The sequence below is a fragment of the Curtobacterium sp. Csp1 genome, from assembly GCF_013347185.1.
On record NZ_CP054594.1, the window covers coordinates 2,577,275 to 2,598,942 of the forward strand.

General features: G+C 70.6%; 18 protein-coding genes. 8 read left to right on the top strand and 10 right to left on the bottom strand.

The window, feature by feature from the left end:
* Window positions 1-14: 14 nt before the first annotated feature.
* Window positions 15-1,382 (bottom strand): extracellular solute-binding protein, encoded by a 1,368-nt coding sequence (locus HUN58_RS12345; RefSeq protein WP_114849848.1) that lies wholly within the window; start codon window positions 1,380-1,382, stop codon window positions 15-17.
* A gap of 264 nt (window positions 1,383-1,646) precedes the next feature.
* Here HUN58_RS12345 and HUN58_RS12350 point away from each other — a divergent pair, with 264 nt between their 5' ends.
* Window positions 1,647-3,149 (top strand): alpha-N-arabinofuranosidase, encoded by a 1,503-nt coding sequence (locus HUN58_RS12350; protein ID WP_208745537.1) that lies wholly within the window; start codon window positions 1,647-1,649, stop codon window positions 3,147-3,149.
* 244 nt (window positions 3,150-3,393) lie between these two features.
* Window positions 3,394-3,534: a hypothetical protein gene (locus HUN58_RS12355; RefSeq protein WP_208745538.1), complete on the top strand. Its 141-nt coding sequence runs from the start codon at window positions 3,394-3,396 to the stop codon at window positions 3,532-3,534.
* A gap of 244 nt (window positions 3,535-3,778) precedes the next feature.
* Here HUN58_RS12355 and HUN58_RS20590 read toward each other — a convergent pair whose 3' ends face one another.
* Both HUN58_RS20590 and HUN58_RS12370 read right to left on the bottom strand, forming a co-directional pair.
* Window positions 3,779-4,843, bottom strand: a complete 1,065-nt coding sequence (locus tag HUN58_RS20590; protein WP_254631481.1) for a GNAT family N-acetyltransferase — start codon at window positions 4,841-4,843, stop codon at window positions 3,779-3,781.
* A gap of 60 nt (window positions 4,844-4,903) precedes the next feature.
* Window positions 4,904-5,929, bottom strand: coding sequence for a LacI family DNA-binding transcriptional regulator (locus HUN58_RS12370; protein WP_180224825.1), 1,026 nt, complete (start codon window positions 5,927-5,929; stop codon window positions 4,904-4,906).
* 144 nt (window positions 5,930-6,073) lie between these two features.
* On the opposite strand from HUN58_RS12370, the gene HUN58_RS12375 reads away from it, so the two are divergent.
* From HUN58_RS12375 to HUN58_RS12390, 4 genes are all read left to right on the top strand, one after another.
* Window positions 6,074-7,009 carry a carbohydrate ABC transporter permease gene (locus tag HUN58_RS12375; RefSeq protein WP_114849845.1) on the top strand — a complete coding sequence of 312 codons (936 nt, stop codon included), beginning with the start codon at window positions 6,074-6,076 and terminating at the stop codon, window positions 7,007-7,009.
* Window positions 7,010-7,161: 152 nt separating this feature from the next.
* A complete protein-coding gene (locus HUN58_RS12380; protein WP_229666677.1) occupies window positions 7,162-7,971 on the top strand; it encodes a carbohydrate ABC transporter permease in 810 nt (269 codons plus the stop codon).
* 65 nt (window positions 7,972-8,036) lie between these two features.
* A complete protein-coding gene (locus HUN58_RS12385) occupies window positions 8,037-9,377 on the top strand; it encodes a sugar ABC transporter substrate-binding protein (protein WP_174777809.1) in 1,341 nt (446 codons plus the stop codon).
* A gap of 71 nt (window positions 9,378-9,448) precedes the next feature.
* On the top strand, window positions 9,449-11,269 hold the full coding sequence (locus HUN58_RS12390) for a beta-galactosidase family protein (RefSeq protein WP_180224826.1): 1,821 nt from the start codon (window positions 9,449-9,451) through the stop codon (window positions 11,267-11,269).
* A gap of 83 nt (window positions 11,270-11,352) precedes the next feature.
* Here HUN58_RS12390 and HUN58_RS21075 read toward each other — a convergent pair whose 3' ends face one another.
* Window positions 11,353-12,234, bottom strand: coding sequence for an SgcJ/EcaC family oxidoreductase (locus tag HUN58_RS21075; protein WP_368075746.1), 882 nt, complete (start codon window positions 12,232-12,234; stop codon window positions 11,353-11,355).
* Window positions 12,235-12,309: 75 nt separating this feature from the next.
* The gene (locus tag HUN58_RS12405) at window positions 12,310-14,208 is read right to left on the bottom strand and encodes a hypothetical protein (protein WP_180224829.1); all 1,899 of its coding nucleotides are present in this window, start codon (window positions 14,206-14,208) and stop codon (window positions 12,310-12,312) included.
* A gap of 135 nt (window positions 14,209-14,343) precedes the next feature.
* Here HUN58_RS12405 and HUN58_RS12410 point away from each other — a divergent pair, with 135 nt between their 5' ends.
* Window positions 14,344-15,417 (top strand): spore photoproduct lyase family protein, encoded by a 1,074-nt coding sequence (locus HUN58_RS12410; protein ID WP_254631483.1) that lies wholly within the window; start codon window positions 14,344-14,346, stop codon window positions 15,415-15,417.
* A 118-nt stretch (window positions 15,418-15,535) separates the two neighbouring features.
* Here HUN58_RS12410 and HUN58_RS12415 read toward each other — a convergent pair whose 3' ends face one another.
* From HUN58_RS12415 to HUN58_RS12425, 3 genes are all read right to left on the bottom strand, one after another.
* Window positions 15,536-15,712 carry a CsbD family protein gene (locus HUN58_RS12415; RefSeq protein WP_114849839.1) on the bottom strand — a complete coding sequence of 59 codons (177 nt, stop codon included), beginning with the start codon at window positions 15,710-15,712 and terminating at the stop codon, window positions 15,536-15,538.
* A 131-nt stretch (window positions 15,713-15,843) separates the two neighbouring features.
* On the bottom strand, window positions 15,844-16,938 hold the full coding sequence (locus tag HUN58_RS12420; RefSeq protein WP_180224831.1) for an SDR family oxidoreductase: 1,095 nt from the start codon (window positions 16,936-16,938) through the stop codon (window positions 15,844-15,846).
* Between the two features lie 35 nt (window positions 16,939-16,973).
* Entirely contained in the window at window positions 16,974-17,372 is a 399-nt protein-coding gene (locus tag HUN58_RS12425) for a DUF3253 domain-containing protein (RefSeq protein ID WP_141862459.1), read from the bottom strand.
* A gap of 131 nt (window positions 17,373-17,503) precedes the next feature.
* Between HUN58_RS12425 and HUN58_RS12430 the strand changes: the two genes are divergently transcribed.
* The gene (locus HUN58_RS12430; protein WP_180226140.1) at window positions 17,504-18,784 is read left to right on the top strand and encodes an alpha-amylase family glycosyl hydrolase; all 1,281 of its coding nucleotides are present in this window, start codon (window positions 17,504-17,506) and stop codon (window positions 18,782-18,784) included.
* A gap of 122 nt (window positions 18,785-18,906) precedes the next feature.
* On the opposite strand, the gene mmsB is transcribed toward HUN58_RS12430, so the two are convergent.
* Both mmsB and mmsA read right to left on the bottom strand, forming a co-directional pair.
* Complete coding sequence (gene mmsB, locus HUN58_RS12435; protein ID WP_058740518.1) at window positions 18,907-20,088, bottom strand: multiple monosaccharide ABC transporter permease; 1,182 nt, start codon at window positions 20,086-20,088, stop codon at window positions 18,907-18,909.
* Window positions 20,075-21,628, bottom strand: coding sequence for a multiple monosaccharide ABC transporter ATP-binding protein (gene mmsA / locus HUN58_RS12440; protein ID WP_058740519.1), 1,554 nt, complete (start codon window positions 21,626-21,628; stop codon window positions 20,075-20,077). The genes mmsB and mmsA overlap by 14 nt, the downstream gene beginning before the upstream one ends.
* Window positions 21,629-21,668 lie beyond the last annotated feature (40 nt).

The following is a 21,668-nucleotide window of genomic DNA, read 5'->3' on the forward strand; positions in this document are numbered from 1 at the left end:
GGTCGCGCGCCGGATCACAGCGGGCTCGGGGTGTTGAGGTACGTGGACAGCTGGTCCTTGATCGCCGAGAGCGCCTGGGCCGGTGAACTGCTGCCCTGCTGCACCAGGGCGAGCTGCGCCCCGACGGTGTTCTCGAAGGTGGACCCGGAGCCGCCGTACCAGGCGGGGTCGTCGAAGACGGCGGTCTCGGCGGCCGACGCGTAGTTCGACTGCGGTGTGAGCTCCTTGAACGCCGTGCTGTCGAACGTCGGCATGTAGGCCGGCACGTGCCCGCCCTGCGCCCACGTCAGGCTCTGCTCGAGCATCTGCTTGATGAACAGCATGTGGGCCTTGCGCTGCTCGGGCGTGCGGTCCTTGCGTGGCAGGATGAACGTGTGCGAGTCCGCCTGGGTGGCCGGCTCGTCGTACAGCTGCGGTACGGGCACCATGCCGAACTTCAGGCCCTTGATCGACTGGGCGGTGCTGATCTCCCACTCGCCCTGCATGAAGAAGCCCGCCTTGCCCGTGAACATCAGTGTCTGGGCGGTGGCGTAGTCGAGGCCCTTGTTCAGCCAGCCGTTCTTCACCCACTTCTGGGTCATGTCGGTGACCTTCATGTAGGCGTCCTCGTTGACGGTGAGCTTCGCGCCGCCGTCGCTGATGAACGGCGTCGCCCCGTTGATCTGGTTGTACATCGTCCAGAAGAAGCGCCACGGGGTCGCGACCTCGCTGACGTTCGCGACGTTCAGCGCGGTGCCGCCGGTGACCTTCGCGACCGCGGCGAGCGCGGCCTCGAAGTTCTCGAGCCCGTTCAGGTCCTTGAGCTTGCCGTCCGAGTCGATCAGGCCCGCCTTCTGGCACACGTCAACGTTGTAGAAAAGGACGAAGGGGTGCGTGTCGAGCGGGATGCAGATGTTCTTGCCGTCGGTCTTCTGCGCCGTCCACGCCTTCTGGTTGAAGTCGCTCGCGCTCAGGCCGACGCTGGCCAGGTCGTCCGCGGAGATCGGGTCGAGCAGGTCCCCGTCCCAGAGCGGCTTCGCCCGGGTCAGGTGCGCGATGGCGACGTCCGGTGGCTTGTTCCCGACGGTCGCCAGTGTGACCTTCGAGTAGTACGGGTTGCCCCAGGCGAACGTGGTCGCCTGCAGGGACGACGAGCCGCCGTGCTGCTTGGCGTAGCCCGCCTCCATCGCCTGCATGCGGAGGCCGTCGCCGCCGCCGAACAGGTTCCAGAAGACGAGCGTCTCGGGGTTGAGGGGAGCGCCGGCGACACCGGCGGCGAGCGGGCTGGAACACGCTGCGAGGGGCAGGACCGCGGCTCCGGCGGCTGCTCCGGCGAGCAGGCTCCGCCGGGTGAAGGCACCGCCGCGGGACTGCGGGGTGGGGACAACGGATCGGATCGGCATGGCATCACTCCATCGGGACAGGCCGAGTCGGAGCAGGGTCGGTGCTCCGTGAGCGCTCACACTAGTGGTGCTCGGGGAGCCCCGCCACCCCTTCCGTGAACGTCACGACGAGGGCGCCTCCCCGCTTCCGCACGGCGCCGGAACCCGCTAGCGTTGCCGATGGACGTGAGCGCTCACTTTCGTGTCGGGCTGCGCACGTCCACCTGCAGCACGACGCACGAACCGCACACGGCACCGCCGCCGCCAGCAGATCGAAGGAGATCCATGCCCCGCACACACCTCGTCCTCGACAGCGCGTTCACCGTGGGGCCGGTGCGCCGTCGCCTGTTCGGCGGGTTCGTCGAGCACCTCGGACGCCACGTCTACGACGGCATCCACGAGCCGGCGCACGAGACCGCCGACGAGCACGGCTTCCGGAAGGACGTCGTCGAGCTCGTCAAGGAGCTCGGCGTCTCCGCCATCCGCTACCCGGGCGGCAACTTCGTCTCGGGCTACAAGTGGGAGGACGGTGTCGGCCCGGTCGAGCAGCGCCCCCGCCGCCTCGACCTCGCGTGGCACTCGACCGAGACGAACGAGGTCGGCCTGCACGAGTTCCAGCACTGGCTCGACGCCGTCGGCTCCGAGCTCATGCTCGCCGTGAACCTCGGCACCCGCGGCACGCAGGAGGCCATCGAGCTCCTCGAGTACGCGAACATCGACGCCGGTACCGCCCTCAGCGAGTACCGCCGCTCGAACGGCCGCCAGGAGCCCTTCGCCATCAAGATGTGGTGCCTCGGCAACGAGATGGACGGCCCGTGGCAGCTCGGTCACAAGAACGCCGAGGACTACGGCAAGCTCGCCGCGATGACCGCCAAGGCGATGCGCCAGATCCAGCCCGACCTCGAGCTCGTGGCCTGCGGATCGTCCGGTGCCTCGATGCCCACCTTCGGCGAGTGGGAGCGCACGGTCCTCGAACACGCCTACGACGATGTCGACTACATCTCCGCCCACGCCTACTACGAGGAAGAGGGCGACCTGTCCTCGTTCCTGGCCTCCGGCGTGAACATGGACCACTTCATCGACACCGTGACGACCGCGGCCGACCACGTCAAGGCGCACAAGAAGTCCGACAAGCGGATCGACATCTCGTTCGACGAATGGAACGTCTGGTCGCTCAGCAAGTGGAACGAGCAGCAGAAGACGTTCGAGCTGCAGGACTGGCCGGTCGCGCCGCGCCTCCTCGAGGACGTCTACACCGTCGCGGACGCGGTCGTCGTCGGCGGCCTCCTCATCACGCTGCTCCGCCACGCCGACCGCGTTGCGTCGGCGAGCCTCGCGCAGCTCGTCAACGTGATCGGCCCGATCATGACCGAGCCCGGCGGGCCGGCCTGGCGCCAGACCACGTTCTTCCCGTTCTCGCTCACGTCGCGCCTGGCGAACGGCCCGTCGCTGCAGGTGAAGGCCTCCGGTGACACCGTCGACGGCGGCAAGCACGGCGAGGTCCCGGTCGTCGACTCGGCCGCCACGGTCGAGGACGGCAAGGCGGCGGTGTTCCTCGTGAACCGCCACCAGACCGAGACCACCACGGTCACGATCGACCTGGCCGGCCTGCAGGTCGACGGTGACGTCCGTGCCGAGGGCGTCTGGGACGACGACGTGCACGCCGTCAACGACCTCGGGAACCGCGAGCGCGTCGGCCTGCGGACGAACGACACGGTCCGCCGCGACGGCGACACCATCACCATCGCGCTGCCGCCGGTCTCCTGGACCGCGGTGTCGATCGGTTGAGCTCCGCCGGCTCCGGCCGGCGGTCGAGCGCCTCGGCGAGCGCCACGGTGAGCGTCGAGTGAGCACGGGAGGGCGTCGGTCCGCGTGAGCGGGTCGGCGCCCTCCCGCTGTCCGTCGGACCGCTCGCGATCCGGCACGGGACGGACGGGAGGATCGTGGCGGGGCCGCCACGATCCTCCCGTGGCGTTGTCCGGTCCCCGCACCGGGCCCCGCGCACACGGCGGACGTGCCTGCAGTGCGGGGCATGACGGGGACGGAGGAGCCGGACGGAGCGGGACAGCTCGGGCCGTTCCAGGACGACTTCGTCGCGTCGATGGCAGCCTGGACACCGTCGGGGGACGCCGGTCCCGAGCCCGGTTCGTCCGCAGGACGAAAGATCCGGTGACCGGCGGTTGACGTCTGCCGTCGGTCCGGTCATCCTCGGAGCACGGCAGCGTTGCGGTGGTGGATCAGGTCCCCGTGACGCGGGGTCGGTGCCTGTTCGGGTCAGGTCGCCCCGGTGACCGCGACCGACCGGGTCGCGGTCACCGCCGTCACCGCCGCAGCGTCTGTCGCGGGTACTCGCCGACGGCGCGGAGGTACTCGCCCGCGAACCGGCCGAGGTGTCGGCGGACACCCGCCGCTGACGATCACCGGGTCCGTGCCGCCCGGTCCTTGATCGCCTCGATGACCTCGGTCTTGGCGTCGGCGTACGCGTTCATGTCGTCCCAGCTGCGGGTCATCAGCGCCCGCTTGACGTCCTCGTAGCGCTGCCGGTCCGCGGCGTCCCGGCGGAGGTGGTCCCGGAGCAGCAGGTACGCGTCGAGCGCGGGCGCGCCGTGCTCGTACACGTGGACGTGCACGTCGCGCTCCGGGGTCCGGACGAGCCGGTGCCCGGGCTCGCGGACGCGCAGCTCGTAGCCGGCGGCCAGGAGCGGCTCCAGGTACGCGGCCTCGTCGGTGACGTCCGGCACGGCGACCGCGACGTCGACGATCGGCTTGGCGGCGAGCCCGGGCACCGCCGTCGACCCGATGTGCTCGACCGCGACGTGCTGCCCGGCGAGCGCGGTCGTGATGCGGTCCCGGTGCGTCGCGAAACGCTCCGCCCAGGCCGGGTCGTGCTCGTGCAGCCCGACGGTCAGTGCTTCGGGACCGCCGACGATCTCGGTCGTGTCGACATCCGGCGCGCGGTGGGCGCCGGTGCGGATCCAGAAGCGCAGCAGGGTCTGGCCGTCCGGGGTGACGACGCTCCGCTCGTACCGGCCGCCGTTCCGTTCGATGACCCGACGGGACGCGGGGTTCGTGGCGTCGCACGTCAGGAGCACCTCGGGCATCCCGCGCTCGGCGGCCGTGTCGAGCGTGGCCGCGAGGGCCGCCGACGCCAGGCCGCGCCCGCGCGCGGACGGGCGGATGCCGTACCCGACGTGGCCGCCGTACTCGCGGAGCCAGTCGTTCAGCTCGTGCCGCAGGGCGATACTGCCGAGGTACTCGTCGCCCTCGACGATCCACCGGTAGGTGCAGGTCACGTGGCCGAGCTCGACCGCGGCCGTGGTCTCCTCGGCGAGCAGCTGGTCGACCCAGCGGCCGAAGCCCTCCGGGTCGCGCAGTGCCGCGGCGTCCCGGACACCGGCGCCGTCCTGGTGGGCGTCGCCCCACTCGTCGAGGGCGCGGACGAACGAGGGGAAGAAGGCGTGGGACGGCGGGACGAGTTCCATCACGCCGAGCCTAGGGGCTGGCCGGGCGGCCGGGCGCGCGCGCAGCGCTGTCCGGCGTGGTCAGGCCGGTGGTGCCGCCGTGCTCGCCCGCTCCACGAGCCGCACGGGGACCAGGTCCGTCGCGGTGTGGACCGGGTCGCCCTCGATCTGCGCGAGCAGGTTCGCGACCGCACGGCGGCCGACCTCGTCGAAGGACTGGTGCACGGTGGTCAACGGCGGCCAGAAGGAGTCGGACTCGGGGGAGTCGTCGAAGCCCACGACGCTGAGCGAGTCCGGGACGCTCCGGCCGGACTCGTGCGCCGCGCGCAGGACCCCGAGCGCGGTCTGGTCGTTCGCGGCGAACACGGCCGTGATCTCCGGTCGCCCGGCGATCTCGAGCCCGGCGGAGTATCCGTGCTCGGTCGTCCACCCGCCGTGGAACACCGGCGGGACGGTCCGTCCGGCGCGCTCGAGGGTGTCCTGCCACGCGGCCAGCCGGCGTGCGGCGGAGTACGACGACTCCGGGCCGGCGACGTGCCAGACGGTCTCGTGCCCGAGGTCGAGCAGGTGCTGCGTCGCCTGGCGGGCACCGTCGGCCTGGTCGGTGTCGATCGCGGGGTGCTCGGTCGTGCCGGTCGAGTCGACGACGACCATCGGTACACCGTCCGGCAGGGCGACCTCGGCCGTGTCGATGATGTGCGACTCGATGATGATGACGACCCCGTCGACGGCCTGCTCGTGCAGCCGGGAGAACGCCGACCGCACGCCCTCCTCGGTCCTGGAGGCCATCGGCAGCAGCGTGATCGTGAAGTCCGCGGCGCCGGCCGCGTCGGCGATCGCCTCGAGCGTGCGCATGTTGCCGAAGGACGCGAGCGTGAACATGATCACGCCGATCGTGCGGAAGCGGCCGGAGCGCAGTGCCCGGGCGGCACGGTTCGGGCGGTAGCCGAGGGCGTCCATCGCGCGCTGGACGCGTTCGCGGGTGTCGGGGCTGACGTTGTCGAACCCGCGGGACACGCGGGAGACGGTCTGCATCGAGACCCCGGCGGCCTCGGCCACGGCGGCCAGCGAGGGCGCGCGGCGCGCGGCGGCGATCTCGGTCGACACGAGCGCTCCTTCCCCCTCGGGCGGCTCCCGCGGTGGTGCCGTCTCCGAACGGTAGCGCATGTTGACGTTGCCATGCTACGGTTCCCGAGTTCGATGTTGACGTCAACATCGACGCACCCGAACACAGCACGACAAGGGAGTCACATGACCACGCTCGAAGCGCGTGCGCCAGGAGCCGCAGCTCCGGCGACGCCGCCGCGGCGCCGGAACCGGCAGCGCGGCCGCTGGACCGGCTGGATGTTCGTCGGTCCGTTCGTCGTGGTCCTCGTGGCCATGCTCGTCGTCCCGATCGGCTACGCGCTCTGGCTCAGCCTGTTCCGCGATCAGCTGATCGGCGGCAACCAGTTCGTCTGGTTCGCCAACTACGTGCAGCTGTTCCAGGACGCCAAGTTCTGGACCGGGTTCGGCCGCGTCGTGCTGTTCCTCGTCGTCCAGGTGCCGATCATGCTCGTCGTCGCGCTGATCGCGGCGCTCGCGCTCGACAGCGCCCGCCTGTGGGCGGCGTCCTTCTTCCGGATCGCGATCTTCCTGCCCTACGCGGTGCCCGGCGTGGTCGCGGCGCTCATCTGGGGCTTCATCTACGGCAACCAGTTCGGTCTCACCGGCACGATCAACTCGGCGCTCGGCATCGACCTGCTGCAGCCGTTCAGCCCGGACTGGATGCTCGCGTCGATCGGCAACATCGTCACGTGGGAGTTCGTCGGCTACAACATGCTGATCTTCTACGCGGCCCTGCGCGTCGTGCCCGGTGAGCTCTACGAGGCCGCCGAGATCGACGGTGCCGGCCCGATCCGCACGATCTGGTCGATCAAGATCCCGGCGCTCCGCGGCTCGATCGTCATCGCCACGATCTTCTCGATCATCGGCAGCTTCCAGCTCTTCAACGAGCCGAACCTGCTCAAGACGCTCGCCCCGAACGTCATCGGCACCTCGTACACGCCGAACATGTACGCCTACTCGCTGTCCTTCAGCGGCCAGCAGTTCAACTACTCCGCCACCGTCGCGATCGTCATGGGCGTCATCACCGCCGTGATCGCCTACGTCGTGCAGGTGCGCGGGACCCGAGCGGAGAACCGATGAGCACCCTGGACACCCGCACGACGCCGCCCACCGTGACCGAGGCGGTGACCACCCGCGGACGCAGCGGGGCGGGCCGCACCCGTGCCTCCCGTCCGAGCGGCCCGAAGGGCCGTGGCCCCCGCGCCCGCAAGTCGACGCTCCTGCTCGTGGTGATGATCGTCATCACCGTCTACTCGCTGCTGCCGCTCTTCTACCTCGTCGTCAACGCGACGAAGTCGCAGGACGACCTGCTCAGCACCTTCGGGCTCTGGTTCGGCAACGGCTTCTCGCTGTTCCAGAACATCGGCGAGACGCTGACCTACAACGGCGGCATCTACCTGCGCTGGCTCGCGAACACCGTGCTCTACGTGGTGGTCGGCGCCGGCGGGGCGACGCTCCTCGCGACGATCGCCGGCTACGGCATGGCGAAGTTCCGGTTCCCGGGCCGCCGTGCGGTGTTCGCCGTCGTGCTCGGCGCGATCGCGATCCCCGGCACCGCGCTCGCCGTCCCGACGTTCCTGCTGTTCTCGTCGGTCGGCCTGACGAACACCCCGTGGGCGATCATCCTGCCGTCGCTCATCAGCCCGTTCGGCATGTACCTCATCTGGACCTACGCGATCGACGCGGTCCCGACCGAGGTCATCGAGGCGGCGCGGATGGACGGCGCGGGCGAGTTCCGGATCTTCTTCACGATCGCCCTCCGCCTGCTCGCCCCCGGCGTCGTGACGGTCCTGCTGTTCGCCGTCGTCGCGACCTGGAACAACTACTTCCTGCCCCTGATCATGCTGAGCGATCCGAACCTCTACCCGCTCACGGTCGGCCTCAACCAGTGGAGCGCGCAGGCGCAGGGCGTCTCCGCGCACCCGATCTACAACCTCGTCGTCACCGGATCGCTCCTCACGATCATCCCGATCGTCGTCGCGTTCCTCTTCCTCCAGCGCTCCTGGCAGTCCGGCCTCGCGGCCGGGTCCGTCAAGGCCTGACCTCCCGCACCACCCAGCAGCACCACCCGAAGCACCTGCTTCACGATGAAGTGAAAGGCACCCTCATGCACAAGCGTCTCCGTCGCGGGCTCAGCGCCCTCGCGATCGGCGTCACCGCAGCCGTCGCCATGACGGCCTGCGCCGCCGGCGGCTCGTCCTCCTCCGGTGGATCGGCCGACGACATCACGAAGGCCCTCGAGAAGGGTGGGTCGCTGACCTACTGGTCGTGGACCCCCTCCGCCCAGGCCCAGGTCGCCGCCTTCGAGAAGGCGTACCCGAAGGTCAAGGTCAAGCTCGTCAACGCCGGCACCGGCAACGACCAGTACACCAAGCTGCAGAACACGATCAAGGCCGGCTCCGGCGCCCCCGACGTCGCGCAGATCGAGTACTTCGCGCTGCCGCAGTTCGCCCTGAGCGACTCGCTCGTCGACCTGAAGTCGTACGGCTTCGACAAGCTGGCGGACAAGTACGGTGCGGGCACCTGGCAGTCGGTCGACCTCGACGGCAAGGTCTACGGCCTGCCGCAGGACTCCGGCCCCATGGCGATGTTCTACAACAAGAAGACGTTCGACGACGCCGGCATCACCACGCCGCCGAAGACGTGGGACGAGTACGTCGCGGACGCCGAGAAGATCCACGCGTCCAACCCGAACGCCTACATCGCCGCGGACAGCGGTGACGCGGGCTTCACGACCTCGATGATCTGGCAGGCCGGCGGCCGTCCGTTCGAGGTCAAGGGCACCGACGTCACGGTGAACCTGCAGGACGCGGGCACCAAGAAGTGGACCTCGACCTGGAACCAGCTCGTCGAGAAGGGCCTGCTCTCGCAGACGCCCGGCTGGACCGACGACTGGTACAAGCAGCTCGGCAACGGTGAGATCGCCACGATGGTCACCGGCGCCTGGATGCCCGGCGTGCTCGAGTCGAGCGTGAAGGACGGCAGCGGCAACTGGCGCGTTGCCCCGATCCCGACCTACGACGGCTCCTCCGACGTCACCGCGAACAACGGCGGCTCCGCCGAGGTCGTCATGAAGCAGTCGAAGAACCCGGCGCTCGCAGCCGGCTTCCTGAAGTGGCTGAACTCCTCGCAGGACTCGATCGACGTGTTCCTGAAGTCGGGCGGCTTCCCGTCGACCAAGGCGCAGCTCACCTCGTCGACCTTCACCGCCGAGAAGCCGGAGTACTTCGGTGGCGAGGCGATCAACGAGACCCTGTCGAAGGCGTCCTCCAGCGTCGCCGAGGGCTGGCAGTACCTGCCCTTCCAGGTCTACGCGAACAGCGTCTACGCGGACACCGTCGGCCAGGCGTACCAGGACAAGTCCGACCTGAACGCCGGGCTCGAGGCCTGGCAGAAGGCGATCGTGAAGTACGGCAACGAGCAGGGCTTCAAGGTCACCTCGAAGTAACACCGTTCCACCACCACCTCGGGGCCGTGCGGATCCTTCCGCACGGCCCCGTTCCCTGAGAGGGTCACACCATGCGCTTCGCCATCGGCGACACCGACTTCCTGCTCGACGGCGAGCCGCACCGGGTCCTGTCCGGCGCGATCCACTACTTCCGCGTCCACCCGGACCTGTGGCAGGACCGGATCCGCAAGGCCAAGCTCATGGGTCTCAACACCGTCGAGACCTACGTCGCCTGGAACGCGCACGCACCCCGTCCGGGCGAGTTCGACCTGACCGGCGGGCTCGACCTCGGCCGCTTCCTCGACCTGGTCGCCGCCGAGGGCATGCACGCCATCGTCCGCCCCGGGCCGTACATCTGCGCCGAGTGGACGAACGGCGGCCTGCCGTACTGGCTGTTCACCGACGGCACCGTCGGCGTCCGCCGCGACGAGCCGGGCTTCCTCGCCGCCGTGCAGGACTACCTCGAGCAGCTCGCGCCCGTGCTCGTCCCGCGGCAGATCGACCACGGCGGGCCGATCGTGCTCGTGCAGGTCGAGAACGAGTACGGCGCGTACGGCTCCGACCCGGTCTACCTGACGAAGCTCGAGCAGATGCACCGGGACATCGGGCTGACGGTGCCGTTCACGAGCGTCGACCAACCGATGGGCACCATGCTCGAGGACGGCTCACTGCCGTCGCTGCACAAGACCGGCTCGTTCGGGTCCCGCTCGGCCGCGCGGCTCGAGCGACTCCGCCAGGCGCAGCCCACCGGTCCGCTGATGTGCTCGGAGTTCTGGGACGGCTGGTTCGACAGCTGGGGCGAGCACCACCACACCACCCCGGCGGCCGACTCGGCGGCGGACCTGGACGTCCTGCTCGCCGCCGGCGGCTCGGTCAACGTCTACATGTTCCACGGCGGTACGAACTTCGGCTTCACGAACGGCGCGAACGACAAGGGCGTGTACCGGCCGATCGCGACGTCGTACGACTACGACGCCCCGCTCGACGAGGCCGGTCGCCCGACCGACAAGTTCCACGCCTTCCGCGCGGTGATCGAGCGCTACGCGCCCGTCCCGCCGCTACCCGCGTCGATGCAGCCCGGCGGGTCCGGTCGGCTGGCCGAGGACGGGTCCGGCCTGGAGGCACGCCCCGCCCCCGCCAGGGACGTCGCCGTCCGGCTCGACCGGGTCGCGTCGCTCCGCTCCCTGCTGCCCACGCTGACCGAGTGGACGGCCCACGACGAGCCGCCGACCTTCGACGCGCTCGGGGCGGCCAGCGGTTTCGTGCTCTACCGGACCGAGGTCGACCTGCCGACCGGCGGCGTCCTGACCGTGGGGGACGAGGTCCGCGACCGCGCGGTCGTCACCGTGGACGGTGTCGTCGTCGGCGTGCTCGAACGCGAGCACCACGACCGTGCGATCGTGCTCCCGCCCGTCACCGGAACCCTCGAGCTGCTCGTCGAGGACCAGGGCCGGGTGGACTACGGCCCGCGGATCGGCGAGCCGAAGGGGCTGATCGGCCCGGTCGCGGTCGACGACACCCCGCTGGAGCGCTGGAGCGCGACGCCCCTCGCCCTCGACCCGATCACGCCCGCAGCGCTGACGCAGCTCGCCGGCACCGCGCCGTCGGACGGCGACGTGCTCGCCGGTCCGGCCTTCGCCGCGGGGTCGTTCGAGCTCGCTGAGGCGGGGGACCGGTACCTGTCGCTCGACGGCTTCCGGAAGGGCGTCGCCTGGGTGAACGGCTTCTGCCTGGGGCGGTACTGGTCGCGGGGGCCGCAGCGGACCCTGGCCGTGCCGGGTCCGGTGCTCCGAGCCGGCCGGAACGAGGTCGTCGTGTTCGAGGTGCACGCCGCCGCGTCCCGTCGGGTGTGCCTGCTCGCCGAGCCGGACCTGGGCCACACCGAGGCCTGAGCGGCCGGTCGAGTTCCGGCTGTACGGTCGGGCCGACACGGCCGGTCGAGGCCTGCGCACACGGACGGTCCGGCGCGACCGGATCAGCTCGGCGGAGGCGACGTCACCACGTTCGCCCCGGCGACGAAGAGCCAGGCGCCGTCGGTGCGCAGCGCCGTGAACGTGAGCACTCCGGCGCTGTCCGGGACCGCGAGCGCGGGGTCGGCGTCTGCCGCTCGTTCGAGGCGCCATCCGACCTGCACCACCGCGACACCGTCCGCCGCGGCGTGCTGCTCGACGTCGTGGGCGCTGAGGGTCGCCCCGTCCAGGCGGCTCGCGAAGGCCGCATCGTGACCACGTTCGATGCCGGTCCGACCGGACATCCGGATGCCGTAGATGTTGACGAACTCGGCGTCGTCGGTGAACAGGTCGGCGAGTGCCCTTGCATCACCGTCGTTGAAGGTCGTGACGAAACGGCGGGCGAGGTCCGTCGCCCCGAGGTCGGTGGCAGTGCGGGACGACGAGGAGGACGGTCGCTGGGTCGGTGATCCGGTGTCGGCGCAGCCGTGCAGACCGATCGAGGAGACTGTTGCGATCGCGACGGCGGCGGTGAGGGCGAGCGGGCGAGTCGTGGGCATGGTGGTCCTCCTGACAGTGATGTCCAAGATTTCAGCGTACCGGTTCGTCGGACTGCGCGCCGTCGAGCACGGCGAGCGCGCGCTCGGCGTCCGCGACCCGGTCGGCCTCTGGACGGGTCCACCACTCGGGTCCGCGTTCGCCGAGCCCGTGCTTGGCCAGGCCGTTCCGTCGCCGCGCCGCGCCGCCAGGGCCTCGTCGTCGCCGTCGCGCCTCGTCCGGCGGACGGCATTCCTCCCGTGACCCAGGTGCGACCGGAGCGCGGCCGCGACGTCCTCGGGGATCGCCGGGTCCGTCCGGCGCCACCGTCGACCGTCGACGACGAAGAAGTGCTCGTCGGGTTCGCTCATCCTGCGAGTCTGCACCCGTGACGGACGGGGAGCGCTGACGCGTCCCCGTCCGTCCGAGCCGACGGCGACGCCGGGTCAGCTGCGGGTCAGTGAGAAGACCTTCGAGGTCGTGTCCTGGCCGTCGACGGTCTGCACGAACCGCAGGTGCAACGAGTACAGGTCCGCGGGGACCGTGTGGTCGAAGCGCCACGTGCCGTCCGCGGCGACCGGGATGACCTGGTCGTGGCTCTGCCAGCCGTTGAGGAACTCGACGTGCAACGTTGCCCCGGGGGTCGCGGTGCCGGCGAAGTGGTTCTCGACGCCGGGACGGAACGTCGAGTTCTCCAGTGTCGGGGCGACGACGCCGGCCTCGCCGTCAGCGGGGGTCGCGCCCTCGACGTCGACGGACAGCGGGTCGGAGACGCCGTGCAGCGCGCCGAGGAACTGCTCGACGCGGAACACGAACGTGCTGGCGGTCGTCGGGACGGCTACCTCGGCGCTCCAGGTACCGTCGTCGCCGACGCGCAGGTCGCCCGGGACGACCTGGCGACCGTCGACGTCGAGGATGCGGACGTGGGCACCCGGCGTCGCCGTCCCCGCGATGCGGGCCGTCGTGCCTGCGCGCACCGGCCCGGACACGACGGTGGGGGCGGTGAGTTCCTGCGGGTCGTTCGGCGCGGGCGTCCCAGGGCCTGCGGCGAGCGTGAAGAGCTCCGAGACGCGGGTCTCGTCGCCGAGCGTCTGGGAGAAGCGGAACTGCAGCGTGGTCTCACCAGCCGGTGGCGTGTGGTCGAAGGACCAGGTGCCGTCGGCCGCCACCGGGATGTCGAACGGGTGGCTCTGCCAGCCGGTGGTGAAGCCGACCCGGAGTGTCGCGCCCGGCGTGGCCGTGCCGGTGAAGCGGTTGGCCACACCGGGGACGAAGCTCGTGTCGTCCACCGTGGGGGCGACGAACTCGGGTCGCCCCACAGGCGGGGTGGCGCCGTCCACGTGCACGGTGAGGACCCCGGACACGGCGCGCCGGTCGCCGAGCTCCTGCGCGAGCCGGAACGCGAACGTGTCGTCGGTGCTGGGGACGTCGACCTCGAAAGACCAGGAACCGTCATCGCCCACTCGGGTCTCACCCGGGACGATCGTCCGTCCGTCGGGGTCGAGGACCGTGAGGTACGCCCCGGGCGTCGCGGTCCCGTCGATGCGGCGCTTCCCGCCGGCCTGCACGAGCTCGGTCACGACGGCGGGATCGGCCAGTTCGGCGGGGACCTCGGGCGCGGGCGTCCCGGCGCCGGCGGTCAAGGTGAAGACCGGCGAGACCCGTTCGACGCCGTCGACCCGCTGCGAGAAGCGCATGAGCAGGCTTTCCGAGCCGGCCGGGGGCGTGTGGTCGAACGACCAGGTGCCGTCCGCGCCGACGGGGATGTCGTGGGGGTGGGACTGCCATCCGGTCAGGAACCCGACGCGCAGCGTCGCGCCGGGGGTGGCCGTCCCGCTGAACCGGTTCGCCATGCCGGGGATGAACGTCGTGTTCTGCAGCGTGACGTCGCGCGGGCCGGTCGGGTCCTCGGGGGTGGGCGTCCCTGCACCCGGCGCCAGGGTGAAGATCTGCGAGACCCGCTCGGTGCCGCCGACCTGCTGCGTGAAGCGCATCAGCAGGCTGCTGAGGCCTGCGGGTGGGGTGTGGTCGAAGGACCACGTGCCGTCAGCACGCACGGTGATGTCCTCCGGGGACTGCTGCCACCCGGTCAGGAACCCGACCCGCAGGGTGGCGCCCGGGGTCGCGGTCCCGCTGAACCGGTTCTGCACGCCGGGGGCGAAGCTCGTGTTCGTCACGACGACGTCGCGGATCTCGGCCGATGCAGCGGCGGCGGACGGCCACGCCGACGCAGGGACGCCGGCGACCACGACGGATGCGAGGCCGAGGCAGCCGAGGCCGACGAGGGCGCCGAGTCGGTTCCTGCGGTGGGACCGGGACGGTCGGGTGGGGGATGGGTTCTGCACGGGAGTCCTCTGCTGGGTGTGGGATGCGGACGGTCCATGCAAGCCGACCCGACTGGAGGAATAGAGAATGCGATGTATTGCTCGTGCGCTGCTCTGGCCACGGACACGTCGGTGGGTGCTGGTAGGAACGTGCCGGTGAACACTCGTCCCGAACGACCGCTCCTCGACGTCCGGCGCATCTACGCCGAAGCCGCCGCGCTCGACCTGCCGCGCGGACAGGACGTGGTGGTGCGGTGGCCGGACGCCGAGATCGTCCCCGTGGCCTCGCACTGGAACATCCCCGAGGTCCACGGCGACGAACGCAACGTCCGCCGCTGGGTGCGGATCAAGACCGAGGCGCTCGTCCTCGGCGTGAAGAAGTCGCTCGTCACCCGGCCGAACGGCCGCTCCGCCGACTTCATCGCCCCCTCGACCGCGAACGGCTGCGCGATGGCGTGCGCGTACTGCTACGTGCCGCGACGCAAGGGCTACTCGAACCCCGTGACCATCTTCGCGAACATCGAGCAGATCACGAAGCACGTCGCGCGGAACATCGCGAAGCAGGGGCCGAAGACCGAACCGAACCAGTGCGACCCCGACGCGTGGGTCTACGACATCGGCGAGAACAGCGACTGCTCGGTCGACGCGCAGCTCAGCGAGAACGTCCGCGACCTCTGCGATCTGTTCCGGATGAGCCCCACCGCCAAGGCGTCCTTCGCGACGAAGTACGTCAACCGGGACCTGCTCGACTGGGACCCGATGGGCCGCACGCGCATCCGGTTCTCGCTCATGCCGCAGGAGACCGCGAAGGTCACGGACATCCGGACCTCGCCCGTGGCCGAGCGGATCGCCGCGGTGAACGACTTCGTCGACGCCGGCTACGAGGTCCACCTGAACTTCTCGCCGGTGATCCTGACGCCGACGTGGGAGTCTGACTGGGCCGACCTCCTGCGACAGGTGGACGACGTCCTCTCCCCGGCGGCCAAGGCACAGCTCGCGGCCGAGGTCATCTTCCTCACCCACAACCAGGGCCTGCACGAGGTCAACCTCGGCTGGCACCCGAAGGCCGAGGACCTGCTCTGGCGCCCGGACCTGCAGGAGCAGAAGGTGTCGCAGAACGGCGCCGTCAACGTCCGCTACCGGGCGGCGACGAAGGGGCAGCTCGTCGAGCGCTTCCGGGAGCTCGTGGCGGAGCACGTGCCGAGCTGCCGCATCCGCTACGCGTTCTAGCGGCTGAGCGGCTGAGCGGCTGAGCGGCTGAGCGGCTGAGCGGCAGAGCGGCAGGGCCCCGGAACGGCGGACGCCCGCACCGCCTGGTGGCGGTGCGGGCGTCAGCGGTGCTCGAGGCTCACTTGCCCTCGAGGTGGTCCTTCGCCTTCTCCTTGTCGAGGCGCGCCTCGCCCATGACCTGGTCCTTCTGGCCCTGGTGCGTCAGTTCGGCGTCGTCCGTGTGCTTGCCGACGGCCTCCTCGACCTTGCCGACGATCTTCTGGGTGGCGTCCTTCGCCTTGTCTCCGAGCGACATGGTGTCGTCCTTCCTCCGGGGATCCCGCCGAGGGTCCCCGGCGCCTGTGCACCCGACTGAACCACGAGCCTCCCGTCCCTTCGCGGCGCAGCCGGAGGTTCACGTACCCCGATCTCGCCTACGGGGTACGACTACGGGACCGGGCGGTCCGCCCGGTAGCGGTCGAACAGATCGGCGAACGCGCGGTCGGTGCGCCGGTACCCGGTGAACCCGGCCTCGCGGCTCTTCCCCATGTCGGTGACGACCTCCATCTCGCGGCCGAGGTCGGCGTCGGTGTGCCACCACGAGGCGAGCCGCGTGACGTCGGGTTCGACCAGGCCGTGCCGTTCGGCGATGCCGGCCCAGGCGTGCTCGTGCGGCGCCATCTGCTCCTCGAGCGGGCGCGGACCGTCGGCGTACCCGACGACGCGCGCCGGGTCGACGCCCAGGTGCGCGGCGAGTCGCGGCCACATCCACCGCCAGCGGAAGACGTCGCCGTCCACGACGTTGAACGCCTCGTCGGCACCCTCGGGGCTCGTCGCCGCCCACACCATGTGCTCGGCGAGGAGCCCGGCGTCGGTCATGTCCGTGAGCCCGTCCCACTGCGCGGCGCTCCCCGGGAACACGAAGTCCAGGTCGAGCTCCTTCGCGAGCGTGGCCTGCACGGCGAGCGTCAGGCCCATGTTCATCGCGTTGCCGACGGCGTGGCCGATCACGGTGTGCGAGCGGTGCACCGACCACGTGAATCCCTGGCGCTCGGCGGCGGCGAAGAGCTCGTCCTCCTGCGCGTAGTAGAAGTTCGGGACGTCCAGCCGCGGCTCCTCCTCGTGGAAGGGCGTGTCCGGCACGACCCCGGCGGCGTACGCCTCGAACGGTCCGAGGTAGTGCTTCAGGCCGGTGACGAGCGCGACGTGCTCGAGCGGCGCGTTCGACAGGGCGGCGAGCAGGTCGCGGACCATGCCGCCGTTCACGCGGATGTTCTCCGCCTCGGTCTCCTGGCGCTGCCACGCGGTGAAGAACACGTGGGTCGGGCGTTCGCCGTCGAGTGCCGCGTCGAGGGACGCCGGGTCGCGGAGGTCGGCGGCGACGGTCCGGACGCCGTCGCGGGCGAGCGGTCGGCGGGACAGCGCGGTGACGCGCCAGCCCAGGGAGAGGAGGTGGTCGACGAGGGCGGAGCCGGTGATGCCGCTGGCGCCCACGACGAGGGCTTCGGGACGGACGGGGGTCGCTTCGGTGGAGGTCGTCATCCCCGGGTGCAACGCGGTCGGGCGTCAGGTGTTCCCTACCGGGGACGTCGGATCCGGATCGGTCCCTTGGCGGTGGACGGGTCGACGACGGTGCCGTGCTGGGTGATCTCGACCTCGCCCCGCGCCACCATCCGGCGGGCAGCCCGGCGCGCCGGCTCCATGAGCGGGCGCCAGTCGTCCGGCTCGAGCGAGCGGGCGGCCTCGGACGGGCAGATGCTCGCCGTGCGGGGGCGGGCGGCGAGCAGCTCGTCGATCCGCTGCTCGAGCGCCCGGTCGGTGGCGTCGACACCGTGCTTCCGGCACGCGGCGGAGCACCACTTCGCGTCCGGGGCGGCGGACGACGGCATCCGGCGGCCGCACGAGGCGCACGTCCGCTCGGCCTGCGCCTCTGCCGACGCCGACGCGTCCGCAGCGGTCCTGATCGCTCGTCCCATGCCGTCCATCCTGGTCCCGCTGTCCGGTCCCGCACACAGCCCAGGCTCGGGCTGGCAGCATCGGGTCGGTGAACGCCGCCGACGAAGCAGCCCCCGCCCGCCCGGAGGATCCCGCGTGGGTCGAGCACGCGATGTGGTGGCACGTCTACCCGCTCGGAGCCGTCGGGGCCGAGATCCGTCCGACGACGCCGGTCGACGAGCGGCCGGTCGAGCACCGGTTGTCCCGGCTCGTGCCGTGGCTCGACCACGTGGTCGACCTCGGGCTGAACGGGCTGCTCCTCGGTCCGGTGTCCGCGAGCAGCACCCACGGCTACGACGTCGTCGACCACTTCCGCGTCGACCCGCGCCTCGGCGACGACGCCGACCTCGACGCCCTGCTCGCGGCGGCGCACGACCGCGGCGTGCGGGTGCTGTTCGACGGGGTCTTCAACCACGTCGGACGGGACCACCCCGCGTTCCGCGCGCTCGAAGAGCACGGACCCGACGCCCCGACCGCCGACCTGTTCGCGGTGGACTGGACGGGCTGGCAGCCGGGCGACCCGGTGCCGGTGGGGGACTTCGAGGGGCACGACATCCTCGTGGCGCTCGACCACGACTCCCCGGCGGTGCAGGACCTGGTGGTCGAGGTGATGACGCACTGGCTCGCACGGGGGATCGACGGCTGGCGGCTCGACGCGGCGTACGCGGTGCCGCCGGCGTTCTGGGCGGCGGTGCTGCCCCGCGTGCGGGAGCGGTTCCCGGACGCATGGTGCAGCGGCGAGGTGATCCACGGCGACGCGACCGCGATCGTGACGGCGTCGACGATGGACTCGACCACGCAGTACGAGCTCTGGCAGGGCACGTGGCACGGGATCGCCGACCGGAACTGCTTCGAGCTGGCGCACGCGGTCGAGCGCCACGACGCCCTGCTCGGCACGTTCGTCCCCACGACGTTCGTCGGCAACCACGACGTCACCCGCATCGCCAGCGCGGTGGGAGAGCGCTTCGCCGGGCACGCGGCCGCCGTCCTGTTCACGGTCGCCGGGACCCCCGTGGTCTACGCCGGCGACGAGTACGGCTGGACGGCCGTCAAGGAGGAGCGCCTGGGCGGGGACGACGCCGTGCGTCCGGAGCTGCCCGCGACGCCGCCGAGCCCGACCGACCTGACCCGCACCTACCAGGCCCTCGTCGCCCTCCGCCGGCGGATGCCGTGGCTGCACCGCGCCCACACCGACGTCGTGCACCTGACGAACACGGCACTGGTGCTGCGGACGGCGACCGCGGACGCGGCCGTGGTGACCGCCCTGAACCTTGCCGACGACCCAGCCGAGGTGCCCGCAGCCGACGCGACGCGGGTCGAGGCGGGCGGTGGCGACCTGCGGGACGGGACCCTGCGCCTCCCGGCCGGTGGGTGGGCCGTCCTGACCGCCTGACCCGGTCCGCAGAACGAAGCGGTGGAGCAGAAGACGTCGGGCGCCACACGGCGACCCGACGTCTTCTGCTCCACCAGGGAGGGGCCCTCCACCAGGGGAAGGGGAACGGGGTGGGACCCGCCCTACTTGCGCGCGGACGCAGCCCGACGCTTGTTGAACACGTCGAACGCGACGGCCGCGAGCAGCACCAGGCCCTTGATGAGCGACTGGTACTCGGTGCCGACGCCGAGGATCGACATGCCGTTGTTCAGGATGCCGATGATGAGACCACCGATGATCGCGCCCGGGACGGTGCCGATGCCGCCGGTGACCGCTGCGCCACCGATGAACACGGCCGCGATGGCGTCGAGCTCGAAGCCGTTGCCGGCACCCGGGGCGGCCAGGTTGAGCTGGCCGGTGAAGACCACGCCCGCCAGCGCCGCGATGACGCCCATGTTCACGAACAGCAGGAACGTGACACGCTTCGTCTTCACACCGGACAGCTGCGCGGCGAGGGCGTTGCCGCCGATCGCGTAGACGTGGCGGCCGAACACCGCGCTCCGCATGACCACCGAGTAGACGACCACGAGCAGCCCGAGGACGACGAGGACGATCGGCGTGCCGTTGTAGCTGGCGAGCAGCAGCGCGACGTAGATGACGAGCGCGACGCCGAAGGCGAGCTTGACGAGGAACCAGACGAGCGGCTCGCTCTCGAGCTGGTACTTGCGCCGGGTGGCACGACCGCGGAGCGAGACGACGATCATGATCGCCGCGGCGGCGAAGCCGAGGACCATCGTCAGCGGCTCGTAGCCCGAGGTGCCGAACGAGGGCAGGAAGCCCGAGCCGAGCGAGCGGAAGCCGTCCGGGAAGGGCGAGATCTGCTGGTTCTGCAGGACGATCTGCGCGGCACCGCGGAAGGCGAGCATGCCCGCCAGGGTCACGATGAACGCCGGGATCCCGAAGTAGGCGATCCAGAAGCCCTGCCAGGCGCCGACCAGGCCGCCGAGCACCAGGCAGAGGACGACCGCGATCGGCCACGGGATGCCCCACTGCGTGATCATCACACCGGCCATGGCGCCCGTGAAGGCGACCACCGACCCGACCGACAGGTCGATGTGGCCGGCGATGATGACCATCACCATGCCGATGGCGAGGATGAGGATGTAGCTGTTCTGGACGATCAGGTTCGAGACGTTGATCGGGGCCAGCGTGATGCCGCTCGTCGTCACCTGGAAGAAGATGACGATGACGATCAGCGCGATGAACAGGCCGATCTGTCGGAGCTGCCCGGTGAGGTAGCCGGCGGCGGACTTAAGCGCGTTCATTGACAGGGGTCTCCCGTTCCTGGGTCATGTACTGCATGAGGACCTCGGGTGTGGCCTCGGAGCGGGGCACGTCCGCGGTGATCGTGCCCTCGGAGAGCGTGTAGATGCGGTCGCAGATGCCGAGGAGCTCCGGGAGCTCCGAGGAGATCACGATGACCCCCTTGCCCTGGTCCGCCAGGCTGTTGATGAGCGTGTAGATCTCGTACTTGGCGCCGACGTCGATGCCTCGGGTCGGCTCGTCGAGGATGAGCACGTCGGGGTCGGCGTACATCCACTTCGACAGGACGACCTTCTGCTGGTTGCCGCCGGAGAGCTTGCCCGTGACGGCGTTCACCGACGGGGCCTTGATGTTCATGCTCTTCAGGAAGGAGCCCGCGACGGTGGTCTCCTGTGAGCCGTTCACGAAGCCCCAGTTGGCGAGCTTCCCGAGCGCCGAGCCGGAGATGTTCCGCTTGATGTCGTCGATCAGGTTCAGGCCGTAGCGCTTCCGGTCCTCGGTCGCGTACGCGATGCCGTTGTCGATCGCGCGCGTGACCGTGTTCGTCTTGATCGGGACGCCGCGCTTGTAGACCGTGCCGCTGATGCCGGTGCCGTACGAGTGCCCGAACACGCTCATCGCGAGCTCGGTGCGCCCGGCGCCCATCAGGCCCGCGATGCCGACGACCTCGCCGGCCCGGACGTTGAGGTTCGCCTGGTGGATGATCTCGCGCGAGCCGTCGAGCGGGTGGTGGACGGTCCAGTCCTCGATGCGCAGGAGCTCCTCGCCGATGACGGGGTTCTCGCGCTCGGGGTAGCGGCTCGACAGGTCACGGCCGACCATCCCGCGGATGATCCGGTCCTCGGAGACGTCGTCGGCGTGCATGTCGAGCGTCTCGATCGTCTTGCCGTCGCGGATGATCGTGACCTTGTCCGCGATCGCCTTGATCTCGTTGAGCTTGTGGCTGATGATGATCGCCGTCATGCCCTCGGCCTGCAGCGAGCGGATGAGCTCGAGCAGGTGGGCCGAGTCGTCGTCGTTCAGCGCCGCGGTGGGCTCGTCGAGGATGAGCAGCTTGACGTCCTTCGAGAGCGCCTTCGCGATCTCGACGAGCTGCTGCTTCCCGACGCCGATGTCGACGATCTTCGTGACGGGGTTGTCCTTGAGCCCGACGCGCTGCAGCAGCGACGCGGCCTCGAGGTTCGTCTGGTTCCAGTCGATGAGCCCGCCCTTGACGCGCTCGTTGCCGAGGAAGATGTTCTCGGCGATCGACAGGAAGGGGCTGAGGGCGAGCTCCTGGTGGATGATGACCACGCCCGCGGCCTCGGAGTCGTTGATGGAGCCGAACTTCACCGGCTGGCCGTCGAGCAGGATCTCGCCGTCGAACGAGCCGTGCGGGTAGACGCCCGACAGCACCTTCATCAGGGTGGACTTGCCCGCGCCGTTCTCGCCGCAGATCGCGTGGACCTGGCCGCGCTCGACCTCGATGGAGACGCCCTGCAGGGCCTTCACACCGGGGAAGGTCTTGGTGATGTCCCGCATCTCGAGGATGGTGTCCGCCATGTGGGACCGCCTTTCCGTCGTGCGCGCTTCCGCGCGCGGG